Source organism: Collinsella sp. TF12-2AT (genome assembly GCF_003436735.1).
Taxonomy (GTDB): Bacteria; Actinomycetota; Coriobacteriia; order Coriobacteriales; family Coriobacteriaceae; genus Collinsella.
Genome location: NZ_QSQK01000001.1, coordinates 200,402 through 224,166, shown reverse-complemented (window position 1 = coordinate 224,166; position 23,765 = coordinate 200,402). Strand labels below are relative to the sequence as shown.

Annotated in this window: 21 protein-coding genes; 9 read left to right on the top strand and 12 right to left on the bottom strand. The window is 58.3% G+C overall.

Going from position 1 to position 23,765, the window contains the following annotated elements; translation table 11 throughout:
• Nucleotides 1-2: 2 nt before the first annotated feature.
• The 3 genes from DXD24_RS00925 to DXD24_RS00915 are packed head-to-tail and all read right to left on the bottom strand — an operon-like array spanning nucleotide 3 to nucleotide 1,785.
• The gene (locus DXD24_RS00925) at nucleotides 3-911 is read right to left on the bottom strand and encodes a radical SAM mobile pair protein B (RefSeq protein ID WP_117645875.1); all 909 of its coding nucleotides are present in this window, start codon (nucleotides 909-911) and stop codon (nucleotides 3-5) included.
• On the bottom strand, nucleotides 899-1,588 hold the full coding sequence (locus DXD24_RS00920; RefSeq protein ID WP_117645873.1) for a radical SAM mobile pair protein A: 690 nt from the start codon (nucleotides 1,586-1,588) through the stop codon (nucleotides 899-901). The genes DXD24_RS00925 and DXD24_RS00920 overlap by 13 nt, the downstream gene beginning before the upstream one ends.
• Nucleotides 1,585-1,785 carry a hypothetical protein gene (locus tag DXD24_RS00915; RefSeq protein WP_089572807.1) on the bottom strand — a complete coding sequence of 67 codons (201 nt, stop codon included), beginning with the start codon at nucleotides 1,783-1,785 and terminating at the stop codon, nucleotides 1,585-1,587. Before DXD24_RS00915 ends, DXD24_RS00920 begins: the two co-directional genes overlap by 4 nt.
• A gap of 143 nt (nucleotides 1,786-1,928) precedes the next feature.
• On the opposite strand from DXD24_RS00915, the gene DXD24_RS00910 reads away from it, so the two are divergent.
• On the top strand, nucleotides 1,929-2,489 hold the full coding sequence (locus DXD24_RS00910; RefSeq protein WP_158550111.1) for a TetR/AcrR family transcriptional regulator: 561 nt from the start codon (nucleotides 1,929-1,931) through the stop codon (nucleotides 2,487-2,489).
• 83 nt (nucleotides 2,490-2,572) lie between these two features.
• Here the strand turns inward: DXD24_RS00910 and DXD24_RS00905 are convergent, their stop codons facing one another.
• Genes DXD24_RS00905 through DXD24_RS00895 form a run of 3 tightly spaced genes read right to left on the bottom strand, consistent with a single transcriptional unit; the run spans nucleotide 2,573 to nucleotide 5,088 of the window.
• Nucleotides 2,573-3,421 (bottom strand): NAD-dependent protein deacetylase, SIR2 family, encoded by an 849-nt coding sequence (locus DXD24_RS00905; protein ID WP_117645869.1) that lies wholly within the window; start codon nucleotides 3,419-3,421, stop codon nucleotides 2,573-2,575.
• A complete protein-coding gene (locus tag DXD24_RS00900; protein ID WP_117645867.1) occupies nucleotides 3,409-4,107 on the bottom strand; it encodes a hypothetical protein in 699 nt (232 codons plus the stop codon). The genes DXD24_RS00905 and DXD24_RS00900 overlap by 13 nt, the downstream gene beginning before the upstream one ends.
• Nucleotides 4,108-4,110: 3 nt before the next feature.
• Nucleotides 4,111-5,088: a Sir2 silent information regulator family NAD-dependent deacetylase gene (locus DXD24_RS00895; RefSeq protein WP_199407956.1), complete on the bottom strand. Its 978-nt coding sequence runs from the start codon at nucleotides 5,086-5,088 to the stop codon at nucleotides 4,111-4,113.
• A gap of 143 nt (nucleotides 5,089-5,231) precedes the next feature.
• Between DXD24_RS00895 and DXD24_RS00890 the strand changes: the two genes are divergently transcribed.
• The gene (locus DXD24_RS00890) at nucleotides 5,232-5,792 is read left to right on the top strand and encodes a TetR/AcrR family transcriptional regulator (protein WP_117645865.1); all 561 of its coding nucleotides are present in this window, start codon (nucleotides 5,232-5,234) and stop codon (nucleotides 5,790-5,792) included.
• A gap of 417 nt (nucleotides 5,793-6,209) precedes the next feature.
• On the top strand, nucleotides 6,210-7,499 hold the full coding sequence (locus tag DXD24_RS00885; RefSeq protein WP_117645863.1) for an ATP-binding protein: 1,290 nt from the start codon (nucleotides 6,210-6,212) through the stop codon (nucleotides 7,497-7,499).
• A gap of 98 nt (nucleotides 7,500-7,597) precedes the next feature.
• Here the strand turns inward: DXD24_RS00885 and DXD24_RS00880 are convergent, their stop codons facing one another.
• Nucleotides 7,598-9,838: a DNA gyrase subunit A gene (locus DXD24_RS00880; protein WP_117645861.1), complete on the bottom strand. Its 2,241-nt coding sequence runs from the start codon at nucleotides 9,836-9,838 to the stop codon at nucleotides 7,598-7,600.
• A gap of 45 nt (nucleotides 9,839-9,883) precedes the next feature.
• On the bottom strand, nucleotides 9,884-11,881 hold the full coding sequence (locus DXD24_RS00875; protein WP_055252409.1) for a type IIA DNA topoisomerase subunit B: 1,998 nt from the start codon (nucleotides 11,879-11,881) through the stop codon (nucleotides 9,884-9,886).
• A gap of 234 nt (nucleotides 11,882-12,115) precedes the next feature.
• On the opposite strand from DXD24_RS00875, the gene DXD24_RS00870 reads away from it, so the two are divergent.
• The 3 genes from DXD24_RS00870 to DXD24_RS00860 all read left to right on the top strand — a co-directional run bounded on the left by DXD24_RS00870 (nucleotide 12,116) and on the right by DXD24_RS00860 (nucleotide 13,771).
• Entirely contained in the window at nucleotides 12,116-12,676 is a 561-nt protein-coding gene (locus DXD24_RS00870; protein ID WP_055252408.1) for a sugar O-acetyltransferase, read from the top strand.
• Between the two features lie 270 nt (nucleotides 12,677-12,946).
• On the top strand, nucleotides 12,947-13,177 hold the full coding sequence (locus DXD24_RS00865; protein WP_055252407.1) for a helix-turn-helix transcriptional regulator: 231 nt from the start codon (nucleotides 12,947-12,949) through the stop codon (nucleotides 13,175-13,177).
• Between the two features lie 9 nt (nucleotides 13,178-13,186).
• Nucleotides 13,187-13,771, top strand: coding sequence for a hypothetical protein (locus DXD24_RS00860; RefSeq protein ID WP_117645859.1), 585 nt, complete (start codon nucleotides 13,187-13,189; stop codon nucleotides 13,769-13,771).
• Nucleotides 13,772-13,861: 90 nt separating this feature from the next.
• Here DXD24_RS00860 and DXD24_RS00855 read toward each other — a convergent pair whose 3' ends face one another.
• Both DXD24_RS00855 and DXD24_RS10145 read right to left on the bottom strand, forming a co-directional pair.
• Nucleotides 13,862-18,229 (bottom strand): carboxypeptidase-like regulatory domain-containing protein, encoded by a 4,368-nt coding sequence (locus DXD24_RS00855; RefSeq protein ID WP_117645857.1) that lies wholly within the window; start codon nucleotides 18,227-18,229, stop codon nucleotides 13,862-13,864.
• A 155-nt stretch (nucleotides 18,230-18,384) separates the two neighbouring features.
• A complete protein-coding gene (locus DXD24_RS10145) occupies nucleotides 18,385-19,389 on the bottom strand; it encodes a helix-turn-helix transcriptional regulator (protein ID WP_199407955.1) in 1,005 nt (334 codons plus the stop codon).
• Between the two features lie 297 nt (nucleotides 19,390-19,686).
• Here DXD24_RS10145 and guaA point away from each other — a divergent pair, with 297 nt between their 5' ends.
• Nucleotides 19,687-20,667 (top strand): glutamine-hydrolyzing GMP synthase, encoded by a 981-nt coding sequence (gene guaA / locus DXD24_RS00845; RefSeq protein WP_082435590.1) that lies wholly within the window; start codon nucleotides 19,687-19,689, stop codon nucleotides 20,665-20,667.
• Nucleotides 20,668-20,783: 116 nt separating this feature from the next.
• On the opposite strand, the gene DXD24_RS00840 is transcribed toward guaA, so the two are convergent.
• Both DXD24_RS00840 and DXD24_RS00835 read right to left on the bottom strand, forming a co-directional pair.
• Nucleotides 20,784-21,932 (bottom strand): cell wall metabolism sensor histidine kinase WalK, encoded by a 1,149-nt coding sequence (locus tag DXD24_RS00840; RefSeq protein ID WP_117645855.1) that lies wholly within the window; start codon nucleotides 21,930-21,932, stop codon nucleotides 20,784-20,786.
• Nucleotides 21,929-22,603 carry a response regulator transcription factor gene (locus tag DXD24_RS00835; RefSeq protein WP_117645853.1) on the bottom strand — a complete coding sequence of 225 codons (675 nt, stop codon included), beginning with the start codon at nucleotides 22,601-22,603 and terminating at the stop codon, nucleotides 21,929-21,931. Before DXD24_RS00835 ends, DXD24_RS00840 begins: the two co-directional genes overlap by 4 nt.
• 89 nt (nucleotides 22,604-22,692) lie before the next feature.
• On the opposite strand from DXD24_RS00835, the gene DXD24_RS00830 reads away from it, so the two are divergent.
• Together DXD24_RS00830 and DXD24_RS00825 are read left to right on the top strand one after the other, a co-directional pair.
• Complete coding sequence (locus tag DXD24_RS00830; protein ID WP_197032826.1) at nucleotides 22,693-22,839, top strand: CD1871A family CXXC motif-containing protein; 147 nt, start codon at nucleotides 22,693-22,695, stop codon at nucleotides 22,837-22,839.
• Nucleotides 22,784-23,743 (top strand): 4Fe-4S binding protein, encoded by a 960-nt coding sequence (locus DXD24_RS00825; protein ID WP_199407861.1) that lies wholly within the window; start codon nucleotides 22,784-22,786, stop codon nucleotides 23,741-23,743. Before DXD24_RS00830 ends, DXD24_RS00825 begins: the two co-directional genes overlap by 56 nt.
• Nucleotides 23,744-23,765: the final 22 nt, after the last annotated feature.

Here is a 23,765-nt window from a genome sequence, read left to right as displayed (position 1 = left end):
GTTTAACGATTTCTTTTTCCGCTATTATCTGACCTTCGGACTTCCTCGTGATAGAAGTAGTCCACGATCACCGGATGCCCCTGGGGGACTCTGCCATAAGGCATTTCGTTGTCCACAAAGGGGCAATCGTACTTCTTGGCCATTTCCTCGGCTTTTACTTCAAGCGCTTCAAAATAGCTACGGTTGCGCTTGTTATAGATCTCATCGTAAAGCGGTACGAGATTGGGATGTTTCTCGGCGATATAATCCAGGATCGCTTTTTTGAAACCACCCCGAAGATTGAGATTTTCGAGCCAAAACAAATCGCACCGATCCTTTACTCGCTCAAAAATCATCTCAAAATCCGTGATGCCGGGAAATACCGGGGACACGAAGCAGACCGTACGGATACCTTCGTCATACACCTGCTTCATAGCAGCGATACGACGCTCGATGCTCGACGCGGAGTCCATATCGTTCTTGAAGTTCTCATCCAGCGTGTTGATCGACCATGAAACGGTCACTCGTCCAAGCCTCTTCAGCAGATCGATATCCCGTACCACAAGATCGGACTTTGTGCAGATCAGAATATCTGCATCGCTGCTAATCAGCTGCTCCAGGAGTTTCCTGGTATTCCCGAATCGCTCCTCCTGTGGATTGTAGCCATCCGTCACAGAACCGATAACCACCCGCTGTCCAGCGTATTTCTTCGGATTCTTGATTTCCGGCCAATGCTTCACATCAAGAAAGGTGCCCCATCCCTCCTTGTGTCCGGTAAAGCGCTTCATAAAGGAGGCATAGCAATACTTGCAGGCATGCGTGCAGCCTACATAGGGATTGACCGAGTAGCCGCCTACCGGCAGGCTGGACTTGGTCATGATGTTCTTTGCTTCCACCTCATTGATGAGGATTCCATCGATCACTTCCGCCATGTTCTCTGCACCTCCAGCACTCTTTCGAATTCTTCCGGCAATTCCTGAATCATGTTTTCGTCCCCTATGACAGAGACGAGGTCTTCCTTCATAAACATTGGAATGCCAAGCGCGTGCGCCTGGTCCGTCAAAGACCATGCCCACTCCGGTTCCGTATGAACCTTCCTGCTCTGCGTCCCGGTCATGGTACCGACGACGATCCAGTTGATTCCGGAAAGGTCGACCGTACCGGGATCGTCGAATAGCGGCTCAAAAGTAACGAAGAAGTGATTTGCTTTGACGTTTTTCCGAAGGGCGTCGATACGCCACAGCTCCGCTTTCCTCGTCACCGTAACGCCGAACCATGCGTTTTCCAGGTCGGTATCTAAATCCAGCAAATCGGGTCTCTTGGTCAGGAACAGGAACTGATGCTGTGGATTCTCATGGATCTTTGCAAATACCTCGTCTCGCCATTCCAGCTTCCACCCGGAGAGATCGCTCATGCCGGTAAGGAGAAAGTTCTGCGGGCGTTTCTTTTCCATCATCTTGAGCTTGCTCGGGAAGAACGCAGGATCAGCGAAGTCGTCAATCATATGCCAACGTTTCACATTGTTACGGGCATAGCAATATGGACACCCCACCGTGCAGCCGATGACGATATTCATATTCTGAATCTGATTTTTGATGCAGATGCTCATAACGCCTGCCTACCCGCCTCTCCCGTAAACACGCAATCAGCCTCCCCCACCTTGCGGGCAAAAGCCTCGATATCTTGCTTGCAAGCAGCAGGCTCGCAATCGCTCAAATCGTATGACGTGCCGCCGTTTCGATAGACGGCCCGATGGGAAAACGATCGGCTGACAAGCCCGATGCCGAGCTTCTCGCACAGGGTCATCCGTGCTCCCTTTCAGCTATAAAAAACAGATGTCTATAAACAGTATCCTTGTTGATTTTCGCAGGGGCAATGAACAAACGCGTGCACCTGTCGATAAACGAACAGCTACTGGACATTGTCAAACGACTCAGATTGGAGAGGCGATGGGAGAAACCAAGATCGACCGCCGGCGGCGCTACACCCTCTCGGTCATACGGGAGGCGTTCTTCGCGCTGCTGGCCGAGGTCGGCTTCGCGAAGATGACGGTGGCGGACATCTGCCGCCGCGCCGAGATCAACCGGGGAACGTTCTATCTGCATTACGAGGATAAGTACGCGCTGCTCGATGCGCTTATCGACGAGGCATTGGCAGCGGCTCCCCCGCTTGAGGGGGTTGAATCGGCAACGCTTTGCCAGCGTCCGCCGGCAGACGACGATTATCGCCTGCTTTATTCGGACAGCGACGCATACGCTCGCGTAGCCCAGCGCGTCATAGAACGCGGAGCGGAGCAGATGGTTCCCTGGGTCATGGTGAAAACAGGGCTTTCACGCGAAGACGCCTTCCTGCTCTTCGTCCACAACGTCCAGGGCAATCTGGCCGTCAACCGCCTGCTCGGCTGGAGACGAGGCCCCGAGTTCGCCCATGCCCAGGAGCTGCTCAACGCCTATTCCGAAGGGGGCTTACTGGCGGTATCCGCTCTTCGCGATTCCGATAACCCATCGTGACCTGCGATTCAGGAATACCAGCCTCCGAGCCCTCTCGTTCGGAGGCTGCGGCTAAAACCTCATTGCGCGTCTACCGCTCCGCGTTACTCGCCACCTGCCCGCGCCGCCGAGAGCAGGGCGCCCAAATCGGCTTGGATCGCCCCTGCCTTGCTTCCAAGCTGCAGCGGCGCCGAGTCGCCCGAGATGTTTACGCTTAACAGATGCGCATCCGGTAGCTTCGCGGTCATGCTCCAGAACGGGAGCGTGATGATGCCGGGGGTCATCTCGCCCACGCCGAGCTCCAACAACAGCACGCGGTGATCGCTGTGCTCGCACACAAAGCGCTCGTATCGTCCGAGGCTCTCGCGCCAGGCCGCACCCTGCAGAAACGTGTCGTCGCGCACCCACGGCACAAGCTGCCAGCCGCAATGCGGGCATCGGGGGATATCCTCGCTGAGGACCTCGAACCCCGCCATGCCCGCGAGCATGCGTTCGACGTAGGGGCTCGCGTCGAAGAGCTCGTCGCAGCATGGCTGCTTGCACTGAAGGTGCGCGAAGCTTCCCTGATAGTTACAGGTTCTCTCGTCGGGAAACGTCTTCTCGGCCTGGGTGTCCACATTGGTGCTCAGGATGAAGTAGTCCTTATGGCCGATGAGGGACCGTAGGTCGAGATAGGGCTGCGAGGCCAGCTCGCGCAGCATGAAGTCGATGTATCGCGCATAGTATGCCCACTGCTGCTCGAGGCTGGGGTAGAGGTGGTAGAAGCCGTCGAAAAGGCTCTTGAAGCCAAAGGCTTGCTGCCAGTCCGTCATTCCGGCGCGCGCCATGCCTGCGCGGTTGTAATGGTTGAACCCGGCGGCGCTTGACATGCCCGAGCCGATGCCGACGATGATGGCGTCGGCATCGTCGATAAGGCTTCGAAGCCTATACGCTTCCCTCTCTAGAGACGGCATTGGGCAATCTCCTCGAAAGCCGGGGTCATATCGCCGTCAACGAGAATCGTCTCGCACGAGGCGTCGGGCGCCATGGCCTGGCTGTAGTTGAACACGATGTAGGTGGCGTGCTCGCAGACGTTCGCGATCTGGGCGAGCATGTGCTTTATGATGCCGTTGCGCAGTCCCACGCCAAGTTCGAGGATGGCGACCCTGCCGTTGCGATGGGCTTGCACAAGGCGCTCGAGCTCCTCGAGCTGGGCCGTGGCGAGGGCGTCTGGATGGGCGAGACGCCGCTCGTCGATCGACGTGCGTATGCCCCCCTCCGTCTCGAGCACGCGGTTCTCGTCGAACCCGGCGCGCGCGAAGTGCCCGTCGATGTTGCATGTGACCACGAAGGTGTCGGCGTGCTCCGTAAGACGCCGCAGCCCGTTCATGAGCGAGCCGGGCTCATATTCGAGATACTCCTTTTGATGGAACCGCTCGGCCCATCGGCGTCGCACGCTGGCATCCGGGGAAGCGAGCCCCTGCAGTATGCAGCCGATGCCGTCTGCCTGGGCGAGGTCCCCGTACGCCTCTTGGAAATGAGCATCGGCGCAGAAAAGGTTGAGCCCCTCCGCCATGTCGAGTCCGTTGCTAGCGCCGATGATGACAAGATCCGCTTCGGCTAGCGCCCTGCCTATGCGAACTGCTTTCGCCGTCTCCATGCGCTACCTCCCCAGCGTCTTGCGCACGTCGGCAAGCACGTCGGCAAGCACGTCGGCGATGTCGGCGCGAACGGCGAGCCCCCGATCCTCGATCGCGCGGGGGAGAAACTGCGTCTTGTTGTTTACGGCGATGTAGCTGGCCTGCGGTAACTGCGCCGTGAGGGCCCAGAACGGCTCCTGGATAAACGCGGGCGTCATGCGGCCCACACCCAGCTCGAGGAAGAGGATCCTCTGCCGTGCGTGCGCGTCGAGCCATTCGGACACCTTGCGGTACTGCTCCTCGTAGAGTTCGCCCTGCAGGAAGTTGCCGTAGCCGCGAACCCAGGGGAACGCCTCTGCCCCGCAGTGCGGGCAGCGCGGCACGAGCTCTGTCGGAACCTCAAGGCCGTCTCCCATGGCCTCTACCATGTTGGAGACCGGCTCGACCGCATCCCACACCGCGTCGGTGCAACAGCGGGAGCACTGAAAGAAGCGGTGGTCGCCTTGGATCTCTGCCACTTTCTCCCAGGGATAGAGCTTCACAAACTGCGTGTCCTGGTTGGTGGTGAGCACGAAGAAATCCTTCTCGGCGAGAATGGCGTCGAGGTCCCTGTAGGGCTTGCGCAGCGGGGCGTTGAGCGTGGTGTCGAGGAAGGTGGCGAGGTATCCCCAGCGCGCCTCGGCGGTGGGCCAGCGGTAGAACGACCCCTCGAAAGCGCCCTTGAAACCGTAGCGCTCGGCGAATTTGCCGAAATGCTTGCGATAGGTCGCGTTGTCCTCGTAGTAGAAGTCGCCGCCGCCCGCCGCGGAGAGCCCGGAGGCCCCGCCCACCAGCACGCAATCGGCTTCTTCGATCATACGGGCGAAGTCCTCGATTTGCTGGTCGTAGGGCTCGGGCTCGCGGTCACTCAGCTCATAGGGCGTGCTGCCGCTGCGGTAGGCGGCATGAAGGGAAAACGATCGGTTGGTGAGCTCGATAACGAGCTGCTCGTACAGGGTCACTGGATACCTTCTTTCAGCTATTATAAACAGGTGTCTATAAAAAGTATCCATGTCGATTTGCTTAAGAGCAATGAACAGCTTCGGCCTGCTGTCGATAAACGAGCGTTTGCCGGGCATTGTCGAGCGTTGCAATTGGAGGGGTAATGGAAGCGGGGAAGATCGATCGTCGCCGACGCTATACACTCTCGGTCATACGGGAGGCGTTCTTCGCGCTGCTGGCCGAGGTCGGCTTCGCGAAGATGACGGTAGCGGATATCTGCCGCCGCGCCGATATCAACCGTGGCACGTTCTATCTGCACTACGAGGACAAGTTCGCCCTGCTCGACGCGCTTATCGACGAGGCCTTGGCGGCGGTGCCGCCGCTCGAGGGAACGGAGGCGGGTGCCCTCTGCCAGCGTCCGCCGGCAAACGATGACTATTATCTGCTCTACTCGGATGACGACGCGTACGCCCGGGTGGCACAGCGCGTCGTCGAGCGCGGCGCCGAGCAGATGGTTCCCTCGATCATGGAGGAGACTGGGCTTTCGCGCGAGGAGGCCTATCTGCTCTTCGTCCACAACGTCCAGGGAAATCTCGCGGTCAACCGCCTGCTCGGTTGGAGGCGAGGGCCCGAGTTTGCCCACGCTCAGGAGCTGCTCAGCGCCTATTCCGAAGGAGGCTTGCAAGCGGTTACGACTCGCCATGATTCCTGCAGTTCATCTTGACTGCGGGTCATTTCAGGCAGGCGGCGCAGCTATGAACAAGAAGATCGCATGGCAATCGGTGTTGGTGGAAATGCTTGCTGCCCTTACCAAGAGGAGTGCTGATTGCCATGCGTTGATGCTCCCGCGGACAATTCCGTCAGCCACCGCTTGCATCCATTTTGGCTAGCTCTGCATACCGAACATGGCGTTGAAGAGCGTGTTCTGCTCCGGGGTGAGCTGTGCAATGACGTTTTTATCGTTCTGCATTGGGCCCCTTCGCTGGCGTCTCGTGCAATCGAATGTAGCGCGAGTATATGAATAGGGGCGCATTCCCTCAAGTGCTGTATAGAACAATTTTTAAACGCAGAAAAATAACTGAAAACAAATTAATCCGCGTTAAAATATTGTCAAACAGAAGTTCATGAGGGAAGGTTGCGCATGCGTCGCAAGGCAGACGAGCTCCTTAGGGAATGGCGAGACAGAGCCGATAGAAAACCTTTGCTGGTCAAAGGCGTGCGCCAGTGTGGCAAGACCTATTTGCTCAGAACGTACGCCCAGGATCTTTTCGAATCGGTTGTCTACGTTAATCTTGAGAACGACCGGTCGGCGCGAGCGGATTTTTCGGGCGGTCTTGACCCTCATTCGATTGTACGCGCGATCGAGGCTCGTACGGGACAGCGTATCGTGCCTGGCAAAACCTTACTGTTCATTGATGAGATCCAGGTATGCGAGGAAGCGCTCACTTCCCTTAAATACTTTTGCGAAGATGCTCCCGAGTATTACGTTGCGGCTGCTGGGTCGCTTCTTGGGGTTGCCATTAACCATCAGTCGTATTCGTTCCCCGTCGGAAAGACCGACTTGATTGAGATGGCTCCACTCGATTTCGAGGAGTTTCTCTGGGCGATGGGGCACGATCAGCTGGTCGACGAGATACGCTCATCATTCGAGTTTATGGGTCCTCTTGCGCCAAGCCTTCATGAAAAGGCGCTTGGGCTCTATCGGCAGTATCTTGTTGTTGGCGGAATGCCCGAGGCGGTCCAAACGTACATCGATGATCAGTCAATCATTGATGTGGCCGAAAAGCATCGGATTATTCTCGACGGATACTCCGCCGACACTAATAAATATGCTGATGAGCGCTTGAGCGCAAAGACGCGTGCGTGCTTCGATTCCATTCCACAGCAGCTTGCCAAAGAGAATCGTAAATTTCAATACAAGGTAGTGCGAGCGGGGGGCAATGCGTCTCTCTTTGGAGATGCTCTCGACTGGCTTGTATTGTCGGGTACGGTGGCGCGCTGCAGCCTAGTCGGGCAGATCGAAAGCCCTTTAGAGGCCTTCGTTAACCCTTCTGCTTTTAAAATCTATCAGGCGGATACAGGGCTGCTCGTCTCCAAGGCCGGTGCTCAACGCGCCGATATTCTTGCCGGCATCGGCGGCACATTCATGGGTGCACTTACCGAAAACTACGTCGCCCAACAGCTTTCAGCCATGGGCTATCCGCTGTATTATTGGGCGCGAGATAATCGTGCGGAAATCGACTTTGTAGTAGAGAAGCAGGGATGCTTGTCTGCGATTGAAGTCAAGGCGGGAGAGAACACAAGATCTCGAAGCCTGTCCTCACTTAAAAAGACCCATCCGGGCGTGCGCCGAATCAGGCTATCGACTAAGCCCTTCGGAATGAATGATGGGCTGATGTCTGTTCCACTTTATGCGGCATTTTGTCTATAGGGATGATGCTGCTGTAATGCATGGGGCCCGGAGTGCGATGTTGCTGCGCTCCGGGCCCCGCTGCTTAGTTAAACCATGACGGTTTGGTCGCCGTTGTTTTAGTCAAACAAGCTCGGCATGTCGTTTTCCTTCATGAGCGCACCGGCAGAGGGGAGGCTCTGTGCGGTGAACTTCTCGGCCGAGACACCGGCGCCAAGAATCTCCTCGGTCGTGCCGACGGTGGTGACCGAGCGGCCTTTCTTGGCCGTGAAAGCCTGGACGCCCTGCGTGTTGGTGGTCGTCTTGGTCTTGAGCAGCGACGTGTTGAAGTTCATCAGGCGGTAGTCGCTCGAGACCAGCGCGAGGTCGCGGTCTTCCTTGAGCACCTGCGCATACAGCAGCTTGCTGCCGCCGTAGATGGCGTTCTTGAGGCGCTTGCGGTTGGTCTTGGTGACGTATCCGGAAAGTGCGACGCGCACCACGCGGCCGTTCTCAAAGACGAACAGCACATCGGCCTTGTAATCCTCGGGGTCGATGACCCAGATGACGCTCTCGTCGGGTTCCATCTCAAGATCGGTCGGCAGGTACGAGCCCAGCTGGGCCGACTTGGTGTCCTCAAACGCCGCAACCTTGCACTTGTACACCTGGCTCTTATTGGTAAAGACCAGCAGCTCGTGGGTGTTGGAGGACGGGAACTCGATAAAGGGTTTGTCGCCGTCCTTGTACTTGAGCGTGGTCGCCTTCTTGAGCACGCGGTCCGTCATCTTCTTAAGATAGCCATCGCGCGAGAGCATGATGGTGACCGGGTACTCCTCGACCTCGGGCTCCAGGCTCACCTCGATAACCTCATGGGGCTCGATCCTGCCCGTGCGGCGCGGCATCACGTACTTCTTGTTGACCGCTGCCAGCTCGTCGCTGATGACTTTCTTGATGTTCTCCTCGCTGGAGAGGATCTCCTCAAGCTCGGCAATCTCGCCCTCAAGCTTGGCAATGTCCTTGGTGCGGTTGAGGATGTACTCCTCGTTGATGTTGCGGAGCTTGAGCTCGGCAACAAACTCGGCCTGGGTCTCGTCGATGTCGAAACCCTTCATAAGGTTGGGCACGACCTCGGCCTCGAGCTTGGTGCCGCGGATGATGGCGATCGCCTTGTCGATGTCGAGCAGAATTGCCTCGAGGCCGTGCAGCAGGTGCAGACGCTCGGACTTTTTGCCCAGGTCAAAGTTAATGCGGCGACGCGTGGACTCAATACGCCACTTGACCCACTCGTGCAGGATCTGGCGCACACCCATAACGCGAGGGTAACCATCGGCCAGCACATTGAAGTTGCACGAGAACGAATCCTGCAGCGTGGTCGAGCGATAGAGCTTGGCCATGAGCTTGTCGGGGTCGACGCCGCGCTTAAGATCGATGGCGATACGCAGGCCCGAAAGGTCGGTCTCGTCACGGATGTCGGCGATCTCTTTGACCTTGCCCTCCTTGGAGAGCTTGACGATGCGCTCGATGATGACATCGGTTTTGGTGGTGTAGGGGATCTCGTAGACCTCGATGATGCGCTCTTCGGGAATCCAGCGCCAGCGGGAGCGGATCTGGAAGCTGCCAAGGCCGGTCTCGATTATCTTTTCCATCTCCTCGCGGCGGTAGATAATTTCGCCGCCGGTCGAGAAGTCGGGCATGGGCATGTACTCGAGCAGGTCGCAGTCGGGATCCTGCAGGTAGTGCATCGTGGCGGTGCAGACCTCGTTGAGGTTGAAACCGCAGATGTCGGACGCCATGGCGACGCCGATGCCCTTATTGGCCGAGACAAGGATGTTGGGGAACGTGGTGGGCAGCAGGCGCGGCTCCTTCATGGCGCCGTCGTAGCTGTCGACGAAGTCGACCGGGTCCTTGTCGATGTCCTTGAAGATCTCGGCGCTAATGGGGGAGAGCTTTGCCTCGGTATAGCGCGAGGCGGCGTAGCTCAGGTCGCCCGAATAGTACTTGCCAAAGTTGCCCTTCGACTCCACGAAGGGGGCGAGCAACGCCTCGTTGCCGGTGGCCAGGCGCACCATCGTCTCGTAGATCGCGGCGTCGCCGTGCGGGTTGAGCTTCATGGTCTGGCCCACGATGTTGGCGCTCTTCTGGCGCTCGCCCTTGAGCAGACCCATCTTGTACATGGTGTAGAGCAGCTTGCGGTGCGAGGGCTTAAAGCCGTCAATCTCGGGGAACGCACGCGAGACGTTGACGCTCATAGCGTAGGGCATGTAGTTGACCTCGAGCGTCTGCGTGATCGGCTGATCGGTGACCTCGGAGTGCAGGCCGATGACGTTCTCGGCGTTGACCTGCTTTTTCTTGGGCTGGTTCTTCGTCTTCTTCTTTGCCACGATTTCCTCTTGAACTTCTTATGGGCCGTCGTTATCGATTTGCTGCTACTGCAGGTCCAGCTGGTCCAGGTATTCCTTGCCGTGCTCGGAGATGTGACGCTTGCGGCCCGTCTCGTCGTTGCCCAGCAACAGGTTGAACATGGTCTCCATCTTGGTGACGTCCTCGGGTTCTACCTTGATCAGGCGGCGCGTCTCGGGGTTCATGGTGGTGAGCCACATCATGTCCGGATCGTTCTCACCAAGACCCTTGGAGCGGTTGATGGAGCACTTCTGGTCGCCAATCTCCTTGAGGATCCCGTTCTTCTCGAGCTCGGTGTAGGCAAAGTAGGTCTTCTCTTTGCAGTTAATCTCGTAGAGCGGCGACTCGGCGATATAGACGTAGCCCTCGTCGATAAGCGTGGGCACCAGGCGATAGAGCATGGTGAGCACAAGCGTGCGGATGTGATAACCGTCGACGTCGGCGTCCGTACAGATGATGACCTTGTTCCAGTTGAGGTTGTCCAGGTCGAAGGCACCGAGGTTCTTGATGCGCTTGTCCTTGATCTCTACGCCGCAGCCCAGCACGCGCATGAGGTCCATGATGATGTCGGACTTAAAGATGCGCGGATAATCTTCCTTTAGGCAGTTGAGGATCTTGCCGCGGACGGGCATGACACCCTGGAACTCGGCATCGCGCGACGTGCGAATGGCGCCTGCTGCCGAGTCGCCCTCTACGATGTAGATCTCGCGGCGGCTCTTGTCCTTGGAGCGGCAATCGATGAACTTTTGCACGCGGTTGGCCATGTCGGTCTTCTGTTGCAGATTGGTCTTGATGCTCTGGCGCGTCTTCTCGGCGTTCTCGCGCGAGCGCTTGTTGATGAGCACCTGCTCCATGATCTTGTTGGCGGCGTCTTTGTTCTCGATCAGATAGGTCGAGAGGCGCTCCTTAAAGAATGCCGTCATCGCCTGCTGGATAAAGCGGTTATTGATGGCCTTCTTAGTCTGGTTTTCGTAGGACGTCTGGGTGGAGAAGCAGTTGGTCACCAGCACCAGACAGTCCTGGACGTCCTGCCACTTAATGCCGCTCTCGTTTTTGTTGTACTTGCCCTGTTGCTTGATGTAGGCATCGATGGCGCTGGTCAGAGCACTACGGGCGGCCTTTTCGGGCGAACCGCCGTTCTCGAGCCATGATGAGTTGTGGTAGTACTCCTGCATCATGAAGGTGCGCGAGAAGCACATGCACGCGGTGATCTTGACGTTGTAATCGGGCAGGTCCTCGCGGTCGCGACCGCGACGGTCAGCCTCGATAAAGAAGGGCTCGGTAAGGTAGTCGGTACCGACCTTCTCGAGCACGTAGTCCTCGATGCCCTTGGGATAGCAAAAATCCTCTTCGGAAAACTCGCCATCGTCGCCCTCAATGCGCAGGCGGAAGGTCACGTTGGCGTTGACCACGGCCTGGCGGCGCATGGTCTCGCGATACCAGTCGTGGGGAATGCTGATCGAGGTAAAGACCTCAAGATCGGGGCGCCACTTGATGGTGGTGCCGGTGCGGTCCTCGTCGCTGGGCTCGATCTCAAGCGCTTTCTTTTTGGCGCCAACGACCTTGCCTTTCTTAAAGTGCAGGGAGTACTTGTTGCCGTCGCGCCAAACCGTGACGTCCATGTACTCGGATGCGTACTGGGTCGCGCACGAGCCCAGGCCGTTGGTACCGAGCGAGAAGTCGTAGTCGCCGCCCTGGTTGTTGTTGTATTTGCCACCTGCGTAGAGCTCGCAAAAGACGAGCTCCCAGTTAAAGCGCTTCTCGGAGGGGTTCCAGTCGAGCGGGCAGCCGCGGCCGTTGTCCTCTACCTGAATGGAACCATCGCGAAAGGCGGTAAGGGTGATGAGCTTGCCGTAGCCCTGGCGCGCCTCGTCAACGGCGTTGGACAGGATCTCGAAGGCGGCATGCGCGCAGCCGTCGAGTCCGTCCGAGCCAAAGATAACGGCGGGGCGCAGGCGTACGCGCTCCTCGTCCTTGAGCTGACGAATACTGTCGTTACCATAGTTTGCGGTGTTTTTTGCCATGCTCGCTCTCTCGATGCTCCTTTGCTGCGTTGTAGTCATATAGATAGTCAAGGTAGCATAGCCCAGGCCTCGGACGATTCCAACTAACACGAATTCCATCGAACGCGCGTTCGGAGTCGGTGACCTTTAGCTTCTGCGGTCATTCCCTGCGCGGCGTGGTGCTCGTGTTAAAACCGTGGCTTATCGGCTGGTAGAATTGCCGCATCAAGACTGCATGTTGTTTGAGGGGGCGCAATGACTGAGAAAGAGAAGATGGAGCGCGGGGAGTGGCATGATGCCAACTTTGACGAGGAGCTCCTGGCGCAACGCGCAAAGGCGGAGGCGCTCTGCTATGACTTTAATATGGCAAAACCCGGAAGCGACGCGCAGCTTGACGCTTTGAAATCCTTGCTCGATACCGATCTTCCGCAAGGGCTGACGGTCCTTTCGCCTGCCTACTTTGACTACGGGAGCAAGACGAGCTTTGGTGAGGGCTGCTTTGTAAACCATGGCTGCTACTTTATGGACGGCGGCTCTATCACCTTTGGTGGCAACGTGTTTATCGGGCCGTTTTGCGGCTTCTACACCGCTTCGCACCCCCTAAAGGCAAAGGACCGCAACTTGGGTCTCGAGAAGGCTCTGCCTATTGTTGTAGGCGATAACTGCTGGTTTGGCGCGAACGTATCCGTGTTGCAGGGGGTTACCATCGGCAGCGGTTGCGTAATTGCCGCGGGCAGCGTCGTGACGGAAGACCTTCCGGACAACGTGGTGGCGGCAGGCGTTCCCGCGGTCGTCAAGAAGATCATCGAACAATAACGGAGCTATTAAACGATGGGGCACGCATGGTTCCGGCAAATCCGGTTATTGGCGTGCGCGTTGGCCATGCTGATAAGTTCCACTTACTCGGGTCCTTCCGACTCGGTTTTGTCCGAGTAAGATTGAATAGCGAATCGAAATTGTTATGTCCACATGGCGATGGCGGACATGGTTTCCATAATGACAGATATAGTTGACATCTTGTGAAGGATGCAATATATTTCTGTCATGTTGCAACGGATATCTGTCCATTACTACGAAAGGAACTCCATGCCGGGCAAAAAGAACCTACGCATGAAGGCGGCACGCGCGGCGGCTGGCCTTTCGCAAGCTGACTTAGCCCAAGCCGTGGGCGTTACGCGCCAAACCATCGGCCTTATCGAGGCGGGCGGCTACAACCCCACGCTCAATTTGTGCGTGGCAATCTGTAAGGCGCTGCGCGTTACGTTGAACGACTTGTTTTGGGAAGACGAAACCGACGCCGACCCTAATGCTCTTTAGGAGTTCACTATGAAATATGAAGATCTGAAAATCGTGCAAAAGTGGCGTGAATATGCCGGCCCAAAGGATGAACGCCTGGAGGCTGAGAACGCGAAGATCTACAAGATTGGTTTCGTGCTGCTTTCGTTTGGCATGTTGATGATCTTTTTCTACCAGTTTATAGCTCGACAGGTTGCGTGGGTTCACAGCGACGCCAGTGAAATGCCGCATGGCTTTGCAACGCCGTTCGAGGCAGCCATGTATTTGTGGCTCATTCTCGTGATGTTGATTTGCGCAGGACTGCAAACGCGGAAGGGCTATGTCGATACCAATCGTTTTGGGCAAACCGAGCATCTACCTGTTGGATATTTCCTGCTTGTCAGCGGTCTTAGCGGCACCGCGTTCGCGCTTGTTATTGCCGCAATGCGCTGTGTCGCTGAGGCGCAGATCGTACCGCTCGAAAGCGTCTTTTGGTTGGCGAACCTGGCCACGGGCGTGTTCTGCGGTGCGACGATTTTCGCGGCCACGTTTGCTGTCCTGTGCGCAACGTTTTTCACGGCGAAAAGACGCCGTGCCAAGCTCGAGGCAGAACTCGACTCCTCAGACGACATTTAATGTGCAATGGGCTGGCTCTGGGTATCCAGAACCAGCCCATTTTGATGTTCGATGAGCCGATTCAGCGTCTCTCACAAAAGTAAGTAGGAGCTAGCGAGGCCTATCCAAATTGACCTCATTGGCGGTGTCGGTTTCGACCGCCGTGCGGCGGGCGCTGTAGGCGACGAGGCCGGCGCCTGCCGCGGCGAGTGCTGCGGCGGCTGCTGTAAGGGGGACGTTGACATCGCCCGTGCCCGCAAGCGCGCCCGCTTTTCCGGAGCGCTTGTTATTGCCGTGATCCTTGCCGCCGCCAGAGCCACTGCCGCCACCGGAGCTGCTTCCGCCGGAGCCACCTCCACTCGAGCCGCCATCGCCATCAATCGTCATCGGGGCGTCGTGAAGTCCTGTCGTATCCGCGCTGTCGCATACGCCGACCTGAACTTCTGAGCGCTCGCATGCCGCGTCGGGCACATGAAGCTCGTGCAGTACGGCACCCAGCACCGAGTTTGCGCCCGGTCGAATTTCCTCGAGCGTTACGGGATCGAGCGCCACCAGATTACGCGCCTTCGCATATAGCGTTACGCGTTTGCCCACCTCGTCGCTCCAGCTCTCGGGGATGGCGAAGCTCATGCGGAACTGTGCCGTGCAACCCGGTGCCAGCACGGCGTTGCCGTTGTCGGCTACCAGCGGGTGCGTTGCAAAACATGCGCCCAGCGTCTCGAGCGCGTACTTCACGTGTGCCATGTCGTTGGCCGAAGCGTCTTCGGCAAGCTCTGGATCGTGGATCGAAGCCATGCGTGCGTTCGCTCCGAATCCGATGGATGCGCTGGAGAACGGCTGGCTGGAGCCCTCTCGGTACAGATCGATCGTGCCGGCGGTCAGCAAAGTGTTGCCGTCGTTTCGCACCGTGACCATGAAGGACTCGCCTGCTGCTCCGGGCACCACCGCGCCCGAGGTAGCGACCGCGCCCGTCGGAGTGGCACACGCCACCAAGGGCACTTCGATGCCGTGCAGCTCCGCCTTGCTCTGCTCCGCGCTCACAATGTGCGTGGCGAGCGCGGAGAGCATGCCTCCCGACGTCAAAAATGTCGTTATCTGATCGACGGGATGGTCCAGTTCGCGCATCACGAACGGCTCCGTGAACAGATCGCCTGCCAAGGTGCTGGCGAAGATGCGGAAGTGCTTGCCCATCACTGCTACCGGGTTGCCTTCTTCGTCGTAGGTTTGTCCCACCTTGCCGTCGGTGTTCTCTACATAGAGTACACACCTGCCGTTGTTGCTTACGCTAAACGATGCCGGGCCACAGCCTGCGGCACCCACGGGCTGCGTTGCAAATGCCGATGCGCCTCGCGTCCAAGTAATATGCTGCAGTTGCTCGTTGACGGTGGCCAAAAAGCCCGAATGTTGTGGCCACGGCACCGCACGGGGTACCGTGGCGTCTGGTGACATAACGCCCCAGCCCGCAATGGACTGGCCGATCACGGCGTACGATGCGCAGCCGCAACCGTCTGCGGTCTCGTACGCAACGGGCACCACCATTTTGCCGTTGATGTTTTCGGGCTCGCCCAGCTCGATACTCGAAGGTGCCTGCGGAAAGCGGAGAACTTGGCGGAACGTCAGGCTGTCGCCCGAAACGTCCGACCACAGGGTAAAGCACTCCAGCGCAACCTCAGCCCCGTTGCCGAGCGCCTTTTCTGCGGTGGTTCCGCGGCGGTGGAGGTAGGCACCCGACAGGCGCCCGTCGACCAGCGTCTTGCCCACCGTGATACGCGGGCACTGCAGGCAATGGTAGCCATCCTCTTGCAGGCGGCCGTGCGAGATGCTGCGCCATGACGTATGCGACACCACGCGGATTTCGTCATTACTTATGCGCAGGCGTACAACGGACAGTATGCCGGCTGTGCTTGCCGTATCGAAAAGGGTGTTGTCGCCGGCGGGGCGCTCGCCCGAGACCAGCAGCACGTAGGCGTCCCGGTTTCCTCTACCGTCCGTATATTCCACCACGTCGAAGTCGTAATCGTATATGCTGTCGCGCTCCACGTCGTTCTCGCCAAACCCAAGGGGAAAGTCCACGGGCATGGGAGCGGACCACGTGCCGTTTGCCTTTGTGTGCACCACCAGGCGCGAGCGGCCATTGTCGCCGTAGCGCACCGAGGCGATACGGAACAGGCATTCTGCGCCGGCAATCATTGCCAGCTTCATGTGAGCTTCGCTGAGCACGCCGGAAAACAGCACACTGTCGCTCGATGGTTTGATACCGCCACGCTCGTCCTCCGATACACCAGCAGAATTGGCGTTGGGGTCCGCAACGGCGTTCGTCGCCTGCCCGATATAGGTGTACTTATACATTGGCGCGGCGTTTTCGTCGTTCTCTATCAGTGCATGGACGAAATGCTCGATCTGTCCCGTGTCGTCGCTTTCTGCATTCGCCTCGAGCTCAATGCGCGTGACCGCTTGATCCCAATCGCGCACGACAGGCGCGGCGTTTACGGCAGTGGCCTTAACCTCGGCGCGTGCGAGCAGCTCGGCGTTAGTGACGATGGTGGCCGATGCGATAAATTGCGGCACACCACCTGCCTCGGCGTTGCCGCCCGAGCCGAAGCAGGCGTTCAGCGTATAAGGCGTATCTCCACCCAAGGCCAGCTCAGAGCGCTGGAGTACATACTGGTCGCCGTTGTTCACCGACATATTCCACGAATCGGCGAGTGTGGGCCACGATCCCGACCAAGCCTTGGTGGTCCACTTGAACATAACGAACTGGAGTATCACATCGACATCGACGTCTGCACCTACGCGCAGTCGCGGAAGCGGGTGTCCATCTGCCTTCTCGTACCCAATGAACAGCGTGAGGGATGCGGCGCCGCGCACGGCAGACGAGGCGACGCCCGCAACGCCGGCTCCAAAGGTAACGGCAAGCCCGATCTGGATGGTGAACGAGCCCGACGTGTTTGACCAATCGAGCGAAATGTTTTTAAAAAACGCCGCGCCGCTACCGTGCGTGTGGGCGCCCACGGCGAGCGCCAGTTTTGCCAGCACCCAGGGGTTGACGTTTAGGAAAAACGGTACCGGTCCTAGGGTAAACTGCTCAGTCCAATTGAGGTCGGTTCTTACCTGGAAGAGGGCCTTAATATTGCCGTATGCGGGGTCGTTGTTGTTGCCCCAGGTTTTGCCCGCCCAATCGTAGGCGAGCGAGCCGTACAGCTGTGTGGCGATATCCATCGTGAACAGCAGCGTGCAATGGTGGCAAAGGAGCTTGGTGTTTCTTGGATCGGTGCCCGAACCGGCACTCATGCTCTTGTACTGATTCCACTTCCCTTCCATTTCGTCGAGGTAGCGGCTTGCCTGCTTGGCGCCCGACTCACGCGGCGATTTCTTCCAGTATTCCGGATCAGGATTGCCCGAATCGTTCATATAGCTGGCTGGTTTGTATCCTCCGCCAAACAGCACGTATCCAGCAAACGAGAAATCGAAGAGGATCGGAAATGTGGGCATCCAACACGTGAACTTATTACCACCGATGCCGGGAAACGATGCGGGGAAATCAAACGGAGTGACCTCTTGGTCCATGGTGGTGGGAATGATGGTGGTCGAGCCCGATTCCGCCTTTGCGGTCGGCGCGGTGACAACGGCCATGGGGGAGGAGAGCGTGTAGGTTTTGCCCTGATAGTCGAGGACAAAGCGCAGCTTGCACCCTTCTTCCAGAAGGCCCGATGCCGCGTCGAGAAACATGTCTTCGAGTGTGAACGTCGCCAGATTATCCGCGCCCGATGCGCTGGCCTTGATCTGACCGATCTGCGTGACGGTTTCGGGTGAGCTGCCCGCGGCAGACGTCACTTTGTTGATGCGCAGCGTTGCCTGTCCGCCCTGTGGCAGATGTGCCTGAACGGTAAAGGCGTGCGTATCGGGCTGCTCGTTTGCCGTGTCGTCTTTCGGCAATGCCATAAACGTGGCTTCAGCGTACTGGATGTCCCATTCGTCGAATGTGAGCTGGCGGAAGTACGGCTCGCCGTCGGAAAGCGGACGCGTGGGCGCGGTTATGGCGGTGCCGCCCTGAATGCGCGCAAGGGGAATCTCGACATCACGGTAGCCCGCCATACTAATGGAGATGCCGCCGTTAAAGTCGTACGCGTCAAGGAGCGTTGCCTCGTCCACGTAGCCTTCCGAAAGCGGCGCGACCTCAAAGATGGCCGTGCCTTCGTCGTCGGTCGTGGCGGTGAGCTGCTTGCCTGCGGCATAGCGTGATGTGAGCGTGACCTGGGCACCTGCGATGGGCGCATTCTTGTTGGCGACGTCGACCACGACCACACCAAACATGGTGCGCGAGAGAACGAGCACCTTAAAGGGACCTTCTTCGTCGGCATAGGCCGCGGTGGGCGCGAACGGCAGCAGGAAGGCATTTTCGCTTCCCGGCATGCGAGGCAACATAATGCTCGCTAGCGAGGACGCTCCGGCAACAAGTAACGAACGGCGATCAAGCATCTTGGACTCCCATCCCGCAAATATCGGTGGAAATAATCCAATTTTGCGAGAAGGCGCTTCGTGGCGGTAGTGCCGTTCGATGGCCAAAATGTCCAAATTGATCGAGCGAAGCGCCGGGTTCCGGAACGCGTTCGATGCGCTTGGCGGCCCGGTCGCTAACGCAACATATGCGCGACCAGCTCGGCGCGTGTGCCGATGCCAAGCTTTGCGTATACGCCGGATAGGCGGTTTTTGACGGTGCCCGGCGATACTCCCATATGGCGTGCGATTTCGGCGTTGGTCCATCCGCGGCAGGCGAGCATGGCCATGGTGAACTCTGTGGTCGTTAAATCGTCGGCAACGTCCTCGCCCGAATCGGGGTTGTGGATGCGCCGCCAGCCGTAGCTGAAGCGGTACGTGATCTCGATGATGCGCGCGAAATCGTCAGGGTATTGCGTTTTTAGGCACGCCTCGATGAGCCCCTGTAAAAGGCCGTGGTGCTCGCCGATGAGCTCGATGAGGCCGTCGGGGCGCGCAATGTCCCAAGCGGCGCCAAAATGCGCTTTTGCGGCGTCGACGTCTTTGATACTCATGTATGCCATGGAAGCTGCCAGGTGCAGGAACAGTTCCGAGATGGGATAGCTTCCCTGTTTCATAATTAGGGCGTTTTCCGCCATGCCCAGACTGCGGCCATATTCGCCGCGCAGGTACAGGGCATGCGCCATCACGTAGCTGGCGAACAAGCGCAGGCCTTCGGGCAGATGCGCCGCAAGCGGATAAAACTCTTCGGCAGAATACGGGGAAGGCAAGTGCAGCAGGACGCTCGCGGCCGAGGCGAACAGGATATGCGTGGCGTGGACGGCGGGCGATTCCTCGTCAGTTGGCGTATCGAGGATGCCCGCAAGGCACCGGCGGGCGTCGGCGATACGGTTGAGCGACAGACTGGCGTATCCGCAGATAAAGCATGCGGAATAGCGCAGTGCGGGATCGGTGGCGTCAAGATAGGGGCGCGCCGTCTTGGCAGCAAGGGTGGCCTGTCCGCGAAAGTACAGCGCTTCTGCCGTGGCAATGGCGCGCGAATCGGGGTCGGAAATGCCTGCAACCGCAGCGTCCATCTGCCCCGGCACAAAGGCAGTGCACATCAACGGCATGGGAACGCATGGGTAGCCATCGCAGTCCATCTTCCATCTCCCGACAGCTGGCAACAATAGCAGCAATTGTACTCCTGTTGCTCGGGACTTGAATTTGTGGGTATCGCCTACGATTGTGCCGAACGTATAAAGGAAGAGTCTATTGGCGATGCTCCCAAGGTGGCTACCGAAGCCTAGCTGACCTCGACATTAGGAAAAAATACCACCCCTGTAAAAAGCTCTGTCGCAGCGATGGGAAACGCATCTCGTTCTGCATATAATGAGGTCATGTGACGGTGCGTTTGCATACGTGTAACGCATTCCCATCGAACCGAAAAGGAGCTCTGCATGGATCCCAACAAGCGTCCCGACGACATGGTGCGTATCACCACTCCCGAACTTGCCCAGGCGTTCATCGAAGAGCAGGTCGCTGCAATCCGCGAGCAGATCGGCGACAAGAAGGTCCTGCTGGCCCTTTCGGGCGGCGTTGACAGCTCCGTTGTCGCGGCCCTGCTCATCAAGGCCATCGGCAAGCAACTCATCTGCGTGCACGTGAACCACGGCCTGATGCGCAAGGGCGAGAGCGAGCAGGTCGTCGACGTCTTCAAGAACCAGATGGACGCCAACCTGGTCTATGTTGACGCGACTGATCGCTTCCTGGATAAGCTCGTGGACGTCGAGGAGCCCGAGGCCAAGCGTAAGATTATCGGCGCCGAGTTCATTCGCGTGTTCGAGGAGGAGGCCCGCAAGGTTGGCGACGAGGTTAGCTTCCTCGCCCAGGGCACCATCTATCCCGACATCCTGGAGTCCCAGGATGGCGTGAAGGCTCACCACAACGTGGGCGGCCTGCCCGATGACCTGCAGTTTGAGCTCTGCGAGCCCGTCAAGCTGCTGTACAAGGACGAGGTGCGCGTCGTGGGCCGCGAGCTCGGCCTGCCCGAGAACATGGTTGAGCGTCAGCCGTTCCCCGGTCCTGGCTTGGGCGTCCGCTGCCTTGGCGCCATCACCCGCGACCGTCTTGAGGCGCTGCGCGAGGCCGATGCCATCGTGCGCGAAGAGATCGACAAGGCCGGCCTGACCATCTGGCAGTATTTTGCCGTCGTGCCCGACTTCCGCGCCACCGGCGTGCGCGAGGGTAAACGCGCCTACGACTGGCCCTGCATTATTCGCTGCATCAACACCGTCGACGTCATGACCGCCGAGGTGCCCGAGCTCGACTGGGCGCTGCTCAAGCGCATTACCGCTCGCGTGACCGCCGAGGTCCCCGGTATTTGCCGCGTTTGCTACGACCTCACGCCGAAGCCCGTCGGCACGGTCGAGTGGGAGTAAGCTAACTCAGCTGGTAGGCGACGAGAACTAGCAGATGTGACAAAGGGACAGTCCCTTTGTCACATCCTCGATATTATGTGCGGGATGGTACGCCACGCGGCGTGCCATCCCGTTCGTTATTTTAATGAGCCGAGTGCGCGAGTGGGAAGAGTCACGAGCATGGTCGTTCCGCGCTCCGAGCTCTCTTCGACCTCGATGGAGCCGCCGTGGAGCGCGGCAATCTCCCAGACCAGCGCAAGTCCCAGCCCCACGCCGCCGTATGCCCTGCTGCGCGATTTGTCGACGCGAAAGAAGGGCTGAAAGATGCTCGTCTGGTATTGCTCGGGAATGCCCGGCCCCTGGTCGCGCACGCGTAGCAGCACACGGTCGCCTTCGGCGCAGGCGTTGATTTGCACGGTCGAGTTGGGCGCGCTGTAACGTATGGCGTTTTCGGCCAAGTTGAACAGCAGCCGATAGATTAGCGTATCGCTGCCGATCGTTTGCGCGTCGCCCTCACTTGCGAGCGCGATGCCCTTTTGCTCGGCAAGGGGCGCCAGGTCCGTGAGTACTTCTTCGATCATCGGCGCCAGGTCAATCGCATCGTTGCAAGGGACACTGCGCAGCTCGCTCATCTCGAGCAGGGTCTTTGTCATGTGCGTCATCCGCTCGGTCTGCTCCTGCAGCAGCCCGAGCAGGCTCGCTGTATCGGCGTCGGCGTCGGGGTGCTCGGCGCAAAAAAGCTCAACCTGGGCCTGCATGAGCGCAAGTGGCGTGCGCAGCTCGTGCGCCGCATTGCCCGTAAACTGTCTTTGTGCGGAAAATCCCTCGTCAAGGCGGGCAATCATGTCGTTAAACGACGCGCTGCAGCGCCTGAGTTCAGAGGGCACGTCCTCGCTGATTTTTGTGTCAGCGAGGTTGTCGGGCCGCACGCTCTCGACTTGCGTCGCAAAGAAGCGCAGCGGTCGCAGTGCGCGCCCGCTTACAAAGTAGGCCAGCACGCCGCCGAGCAGCGTCACCGCCGCAGTTATATACCAGCTCGTCGCGCCAAACGATTCTTGGGCGTCGTTCACGACGATGGTCAGCGCGTCGTCGAGCTCTTTGTTTGTCGGGTCAAATGAGCTGGGCGAGGCCGCCTCCACCTTGCTGTGCGCCGATAGTTCATTGCCGATCGAGTCCATGTAGCGCATGCCGGAGTAGCCAACCAGGCAATTCATAAGTACGCAGGTTGAACATATCAGCAGTGCCGTCATCAACGTGATGCGCCACTGCAGCGACAGCCGCTTCATTTGCCGTCCTCCATAACGTAGCCTTCGCCGATTCGGTTGCGGATGGGGTCGTGCCCCAACGCACCGCGCAGCTTTTTTCGCAGCGACGAGATATGCACGCGGGTCGCGTTGCTAAAGCTGTTGACGCTGCTGTCCCATACATGCTCGATAAGCTCTTCCTGGCTCACCGGCCGCCCCTGGTTAAGCATCAGGTATTCCAAGATGCCGGTCTCCTTGCGCGTGAGGGATAGGGTCTCGCCGCCCACGGAGGCGAGGCGCGCCTTGGTGTCAAAGCTCAACAATCCACAGGTTAGAACAACGTCGTTTTGCGTAAAGCGCCTGAGCGTGAGACTGCGTATGCGTGCCGCCAGCTCGTCAAGATGGAACGGCTTGGTGAGGTAGTCGTTGGCGCCCGCATCGAGCCCCGCTACCTTGTCGGAGACCTCGCCACGTGCCGAGAGCACAAGCACCTTGGTCTCACAATCAGTTGTCCTGAGTTGCCTGAGCACGGTCATGCCGTCGACATGGGGGAGATTGAGGTCGAGCACGACAAGATCAAAGGTCTCGACATCGAGTAGATCGAGGGCCTGCTGCCCGTCGTAGCAGCAGTCGACGCTATAGGCCAAGTTGCGCAGGCTGCGTGCGATCGCATCGCACAGCGCCCGCTCGTCCTCGACGACCAAGATGCGCATAACGTTCTCCTTGCATAGTCATTCACGCTTAACACGGATTTTATAGTCGGTATGGTCCAATGGGTCGCGAAACGAAAGGAGTGGTCAGATTGTTCAAAGCGATTAAGCCTGTGGCGCAGGTGGCTTTGCTGATCGTTGGGGTAGCCATGGTTGGCTTTGGAATTATGCGCGGCGAGGCAGATGCCGTGCTGGCCAAGGCAATCAGGCTGTGCTTGGAGTGTATCGGAATTGGATAAAAGAAAAAACACTGCATCGCATCTTTTAGCGCGATTTCGTGGATTGATTCAGGCGGCGGCGACGCTTGCGACCAATATTCACCTGCCTAACTTTGCCAAGGGCGGTATCTACCAGGGAGCCGGCAAAGCCGTCTGCGTGCCGGGGCTTAACTGCTACTCGTGTCCAGCGGCCTCGGGTGCGTGCCCCATCGGGTCGTTTCAGTCGGTGGTGGGATCGTCTAAGTTCAGCTTTTCGTATTACGTCACCGGAACGCTCATTCTGATCGGCGTGCTACTGGGACGTTTTGTATGCGGCTTTTTGTGTCCGTTTGGATGGCTGCAAGAGCTTCTGCATAAGATTCCCAGCAAAAAGCTCTCCACGAAAAAGCTCAAGCCGCTCACGTACATCAAGTATGCCGTGCTACTGTTTGCCGTGGTGCTGCTGCCCGTCTTGGTGGTTAACGATGTGGGTATGGGCGACCCGTTCTTTTGCAAGTACATCTGCCCGCAGGGTGTGCTCGAGGGCGCGATTCCGCTGTCCATCATGAACGTGGGAATCCGCTCCGCGCTGGGAAAGCTCTTTACCTGGAAGCTCGCGATCCTCATTGCGGTTGCGGTGCTGAGCGTGCTGTTCTACCGCCCCTTCTGCAAATGGATTTGCCCCCTCGGTGCGTTTTATGCGCTCATGAACAAGGTGTCTTTGCTGGGGATCCAGGTTGACCAGTGCAAATGCGTCTCGTGCGGCAAGTGCGCCAAGGTGTGTCAAATGGACGTGGACGTTACGCGTACGCCCAACCATGCCGAATGCATTCGTTGCGGCAAATGCGTGGGCGCGTGCCCCGTCGATGCTATTAGCTTCCGCTATGGGCTGGGTGTGACGGGCGACAAACCCGCGCAGTCCACGCAAGCCTGCGAAAACAAATAGGTACCTATATAAGTTTCGATAT

What these genes read in the sequence shown, in the direction of transcription:
- DXD24_RS00925 (WP_117645875.1), bottom strand. Translation starts at nt 911, where the DNA reads ATGGCGGAAGTGATCGATGGAATCCTCATCAATGAGGTGGAAGCAAAG.
- DXD24_RS00920 (WP_117645873.1), bottom strand. Translation starts at nt 1,588, where the DNA reads ATGAGCATCTGCATCAAAAATCAGATTCAGAATATGAATATCGTCATC.
- DXD24_RS00915 (WP_089572807.1), bottom strand. Translation starts at nt 1,785, where the DNA reads ATGACCCTGTGCGAGAAGCTCGGCATCGGGCTTGTCAGCCGATCGTTT.
- DXD24_RS00910 (WP_158550111.1), top strand. Translation starts at nt 1,929, where the DNA reads ATGGGAGAAACCAAGATCGACCGCCGGCGGCGCTACACCCTCTCGGTC.
- DXD24_RS00905 (WP_117645869.1), bottom strand. Translation starts at nt 3,421, where the DNA reads ATGCCGTCTCTAGAGAGGGAAGCGTATAGGCTTCGAAGCCTTATCGAC.
- DXD24_RS00900 (WP_117645867.1), bottom strand. Translation starts at nt 4,107, where the DNA reads ATGGAGACGGCGAAAGCAGTTCGCATAGGCAGGGCGCTAGCCGAAGCG.
- DXD24_RS00890 (WP_117645865.1), top strand. Translation starts at nt 5,232, where the DNA reads ATGGAAGCGGGGAAGATCGATCGTCGCCGACGCTATACACTCTCGGTC.
- DXD24_RS00885 (WP_117645863.1), top strand. Translation starts at nt 6,210, where the DNA reads ATGCGTCGCAAGGCAGACGAGCTCCTTAGGGAATGGCGAGACAGAGCC.
- DXD24_RS00875 (WP_055252409.1), bottom strand. Translation starts at nt 11,881, where the DNA reads ATGGCAAAAAACACCGCAAACTATGGTAACGACAGTATTCGTCAGCTC.
- DXD24_RS00870 (WP_055252408.1), top strand. Translation starts at nt 12,116, where the DNA reads ATGACTGAGAAAGAGAAGATGGAGCGCGGGGAGTGGCATGATGCCAAC.
- DXD24_RS00865 (WP_055252407.1), top strand. Translation starts at nt 12,947, where the DNA reads ATGCCGGGCAAAAAGAACCTACGCATGAAGGCGGCACGCGCGGCGGCT.
- DXD24_RS00860 (WP_117645859.1), top strand. Translation starts at nt 13,187, where the DNA reads ATGAAATATGAAGATCTGAAAATCGTGCAAAAGTGGCGTGAATATGCC.
- DXD24_RS00855 (WP_117645857.1), bottom strand. Translation starts at nt 18,229, where the DNA reads ATGCTTGATCGCCGTTCGTTACTTGTTGCCGGAGCGTCCTCGCTAGCG.
- DXD24_RS10145 (WP_199407955.1), bottom strand. Translation starts at nt 19,389, where the DNA reads ATGGACTGCGATGGCTACCCATGCGTTCCCATGCCGTTGATGTGCACT.
- guaA (WP_082435590.1), top strand. Translation starts at nt 19,687, where the DNA reads ATGGATCCCAACAAGCGTCCCGACGACATGGTGCGTATCACCACTCCC.
- DXD24_RS00840 (WP_117645855.1), bottom strand. Translation starts at nt 21,932, where the DNA reads ATGAAGCGGCTGTCGCTGCAGTGGCGCATCACGTTGATGACGGCACTG.
- DXD24_RS00835 (WP_117645853.1), bottom strand. Translation starts at nt 22,603, where the DNA reads ATGCGCATCTTGGTCGTCGAGGACGAGCGGGCGCTGTGCGATGCGATC.
- DXD24_RS00825 (WP_199407861.1), top strand. Translation starts at nt 22,784, where the DNA reads ATGCCGTGCTGGCCAAGGCAATCAGGCTGTGCTTGGAGTGTATCGGAA.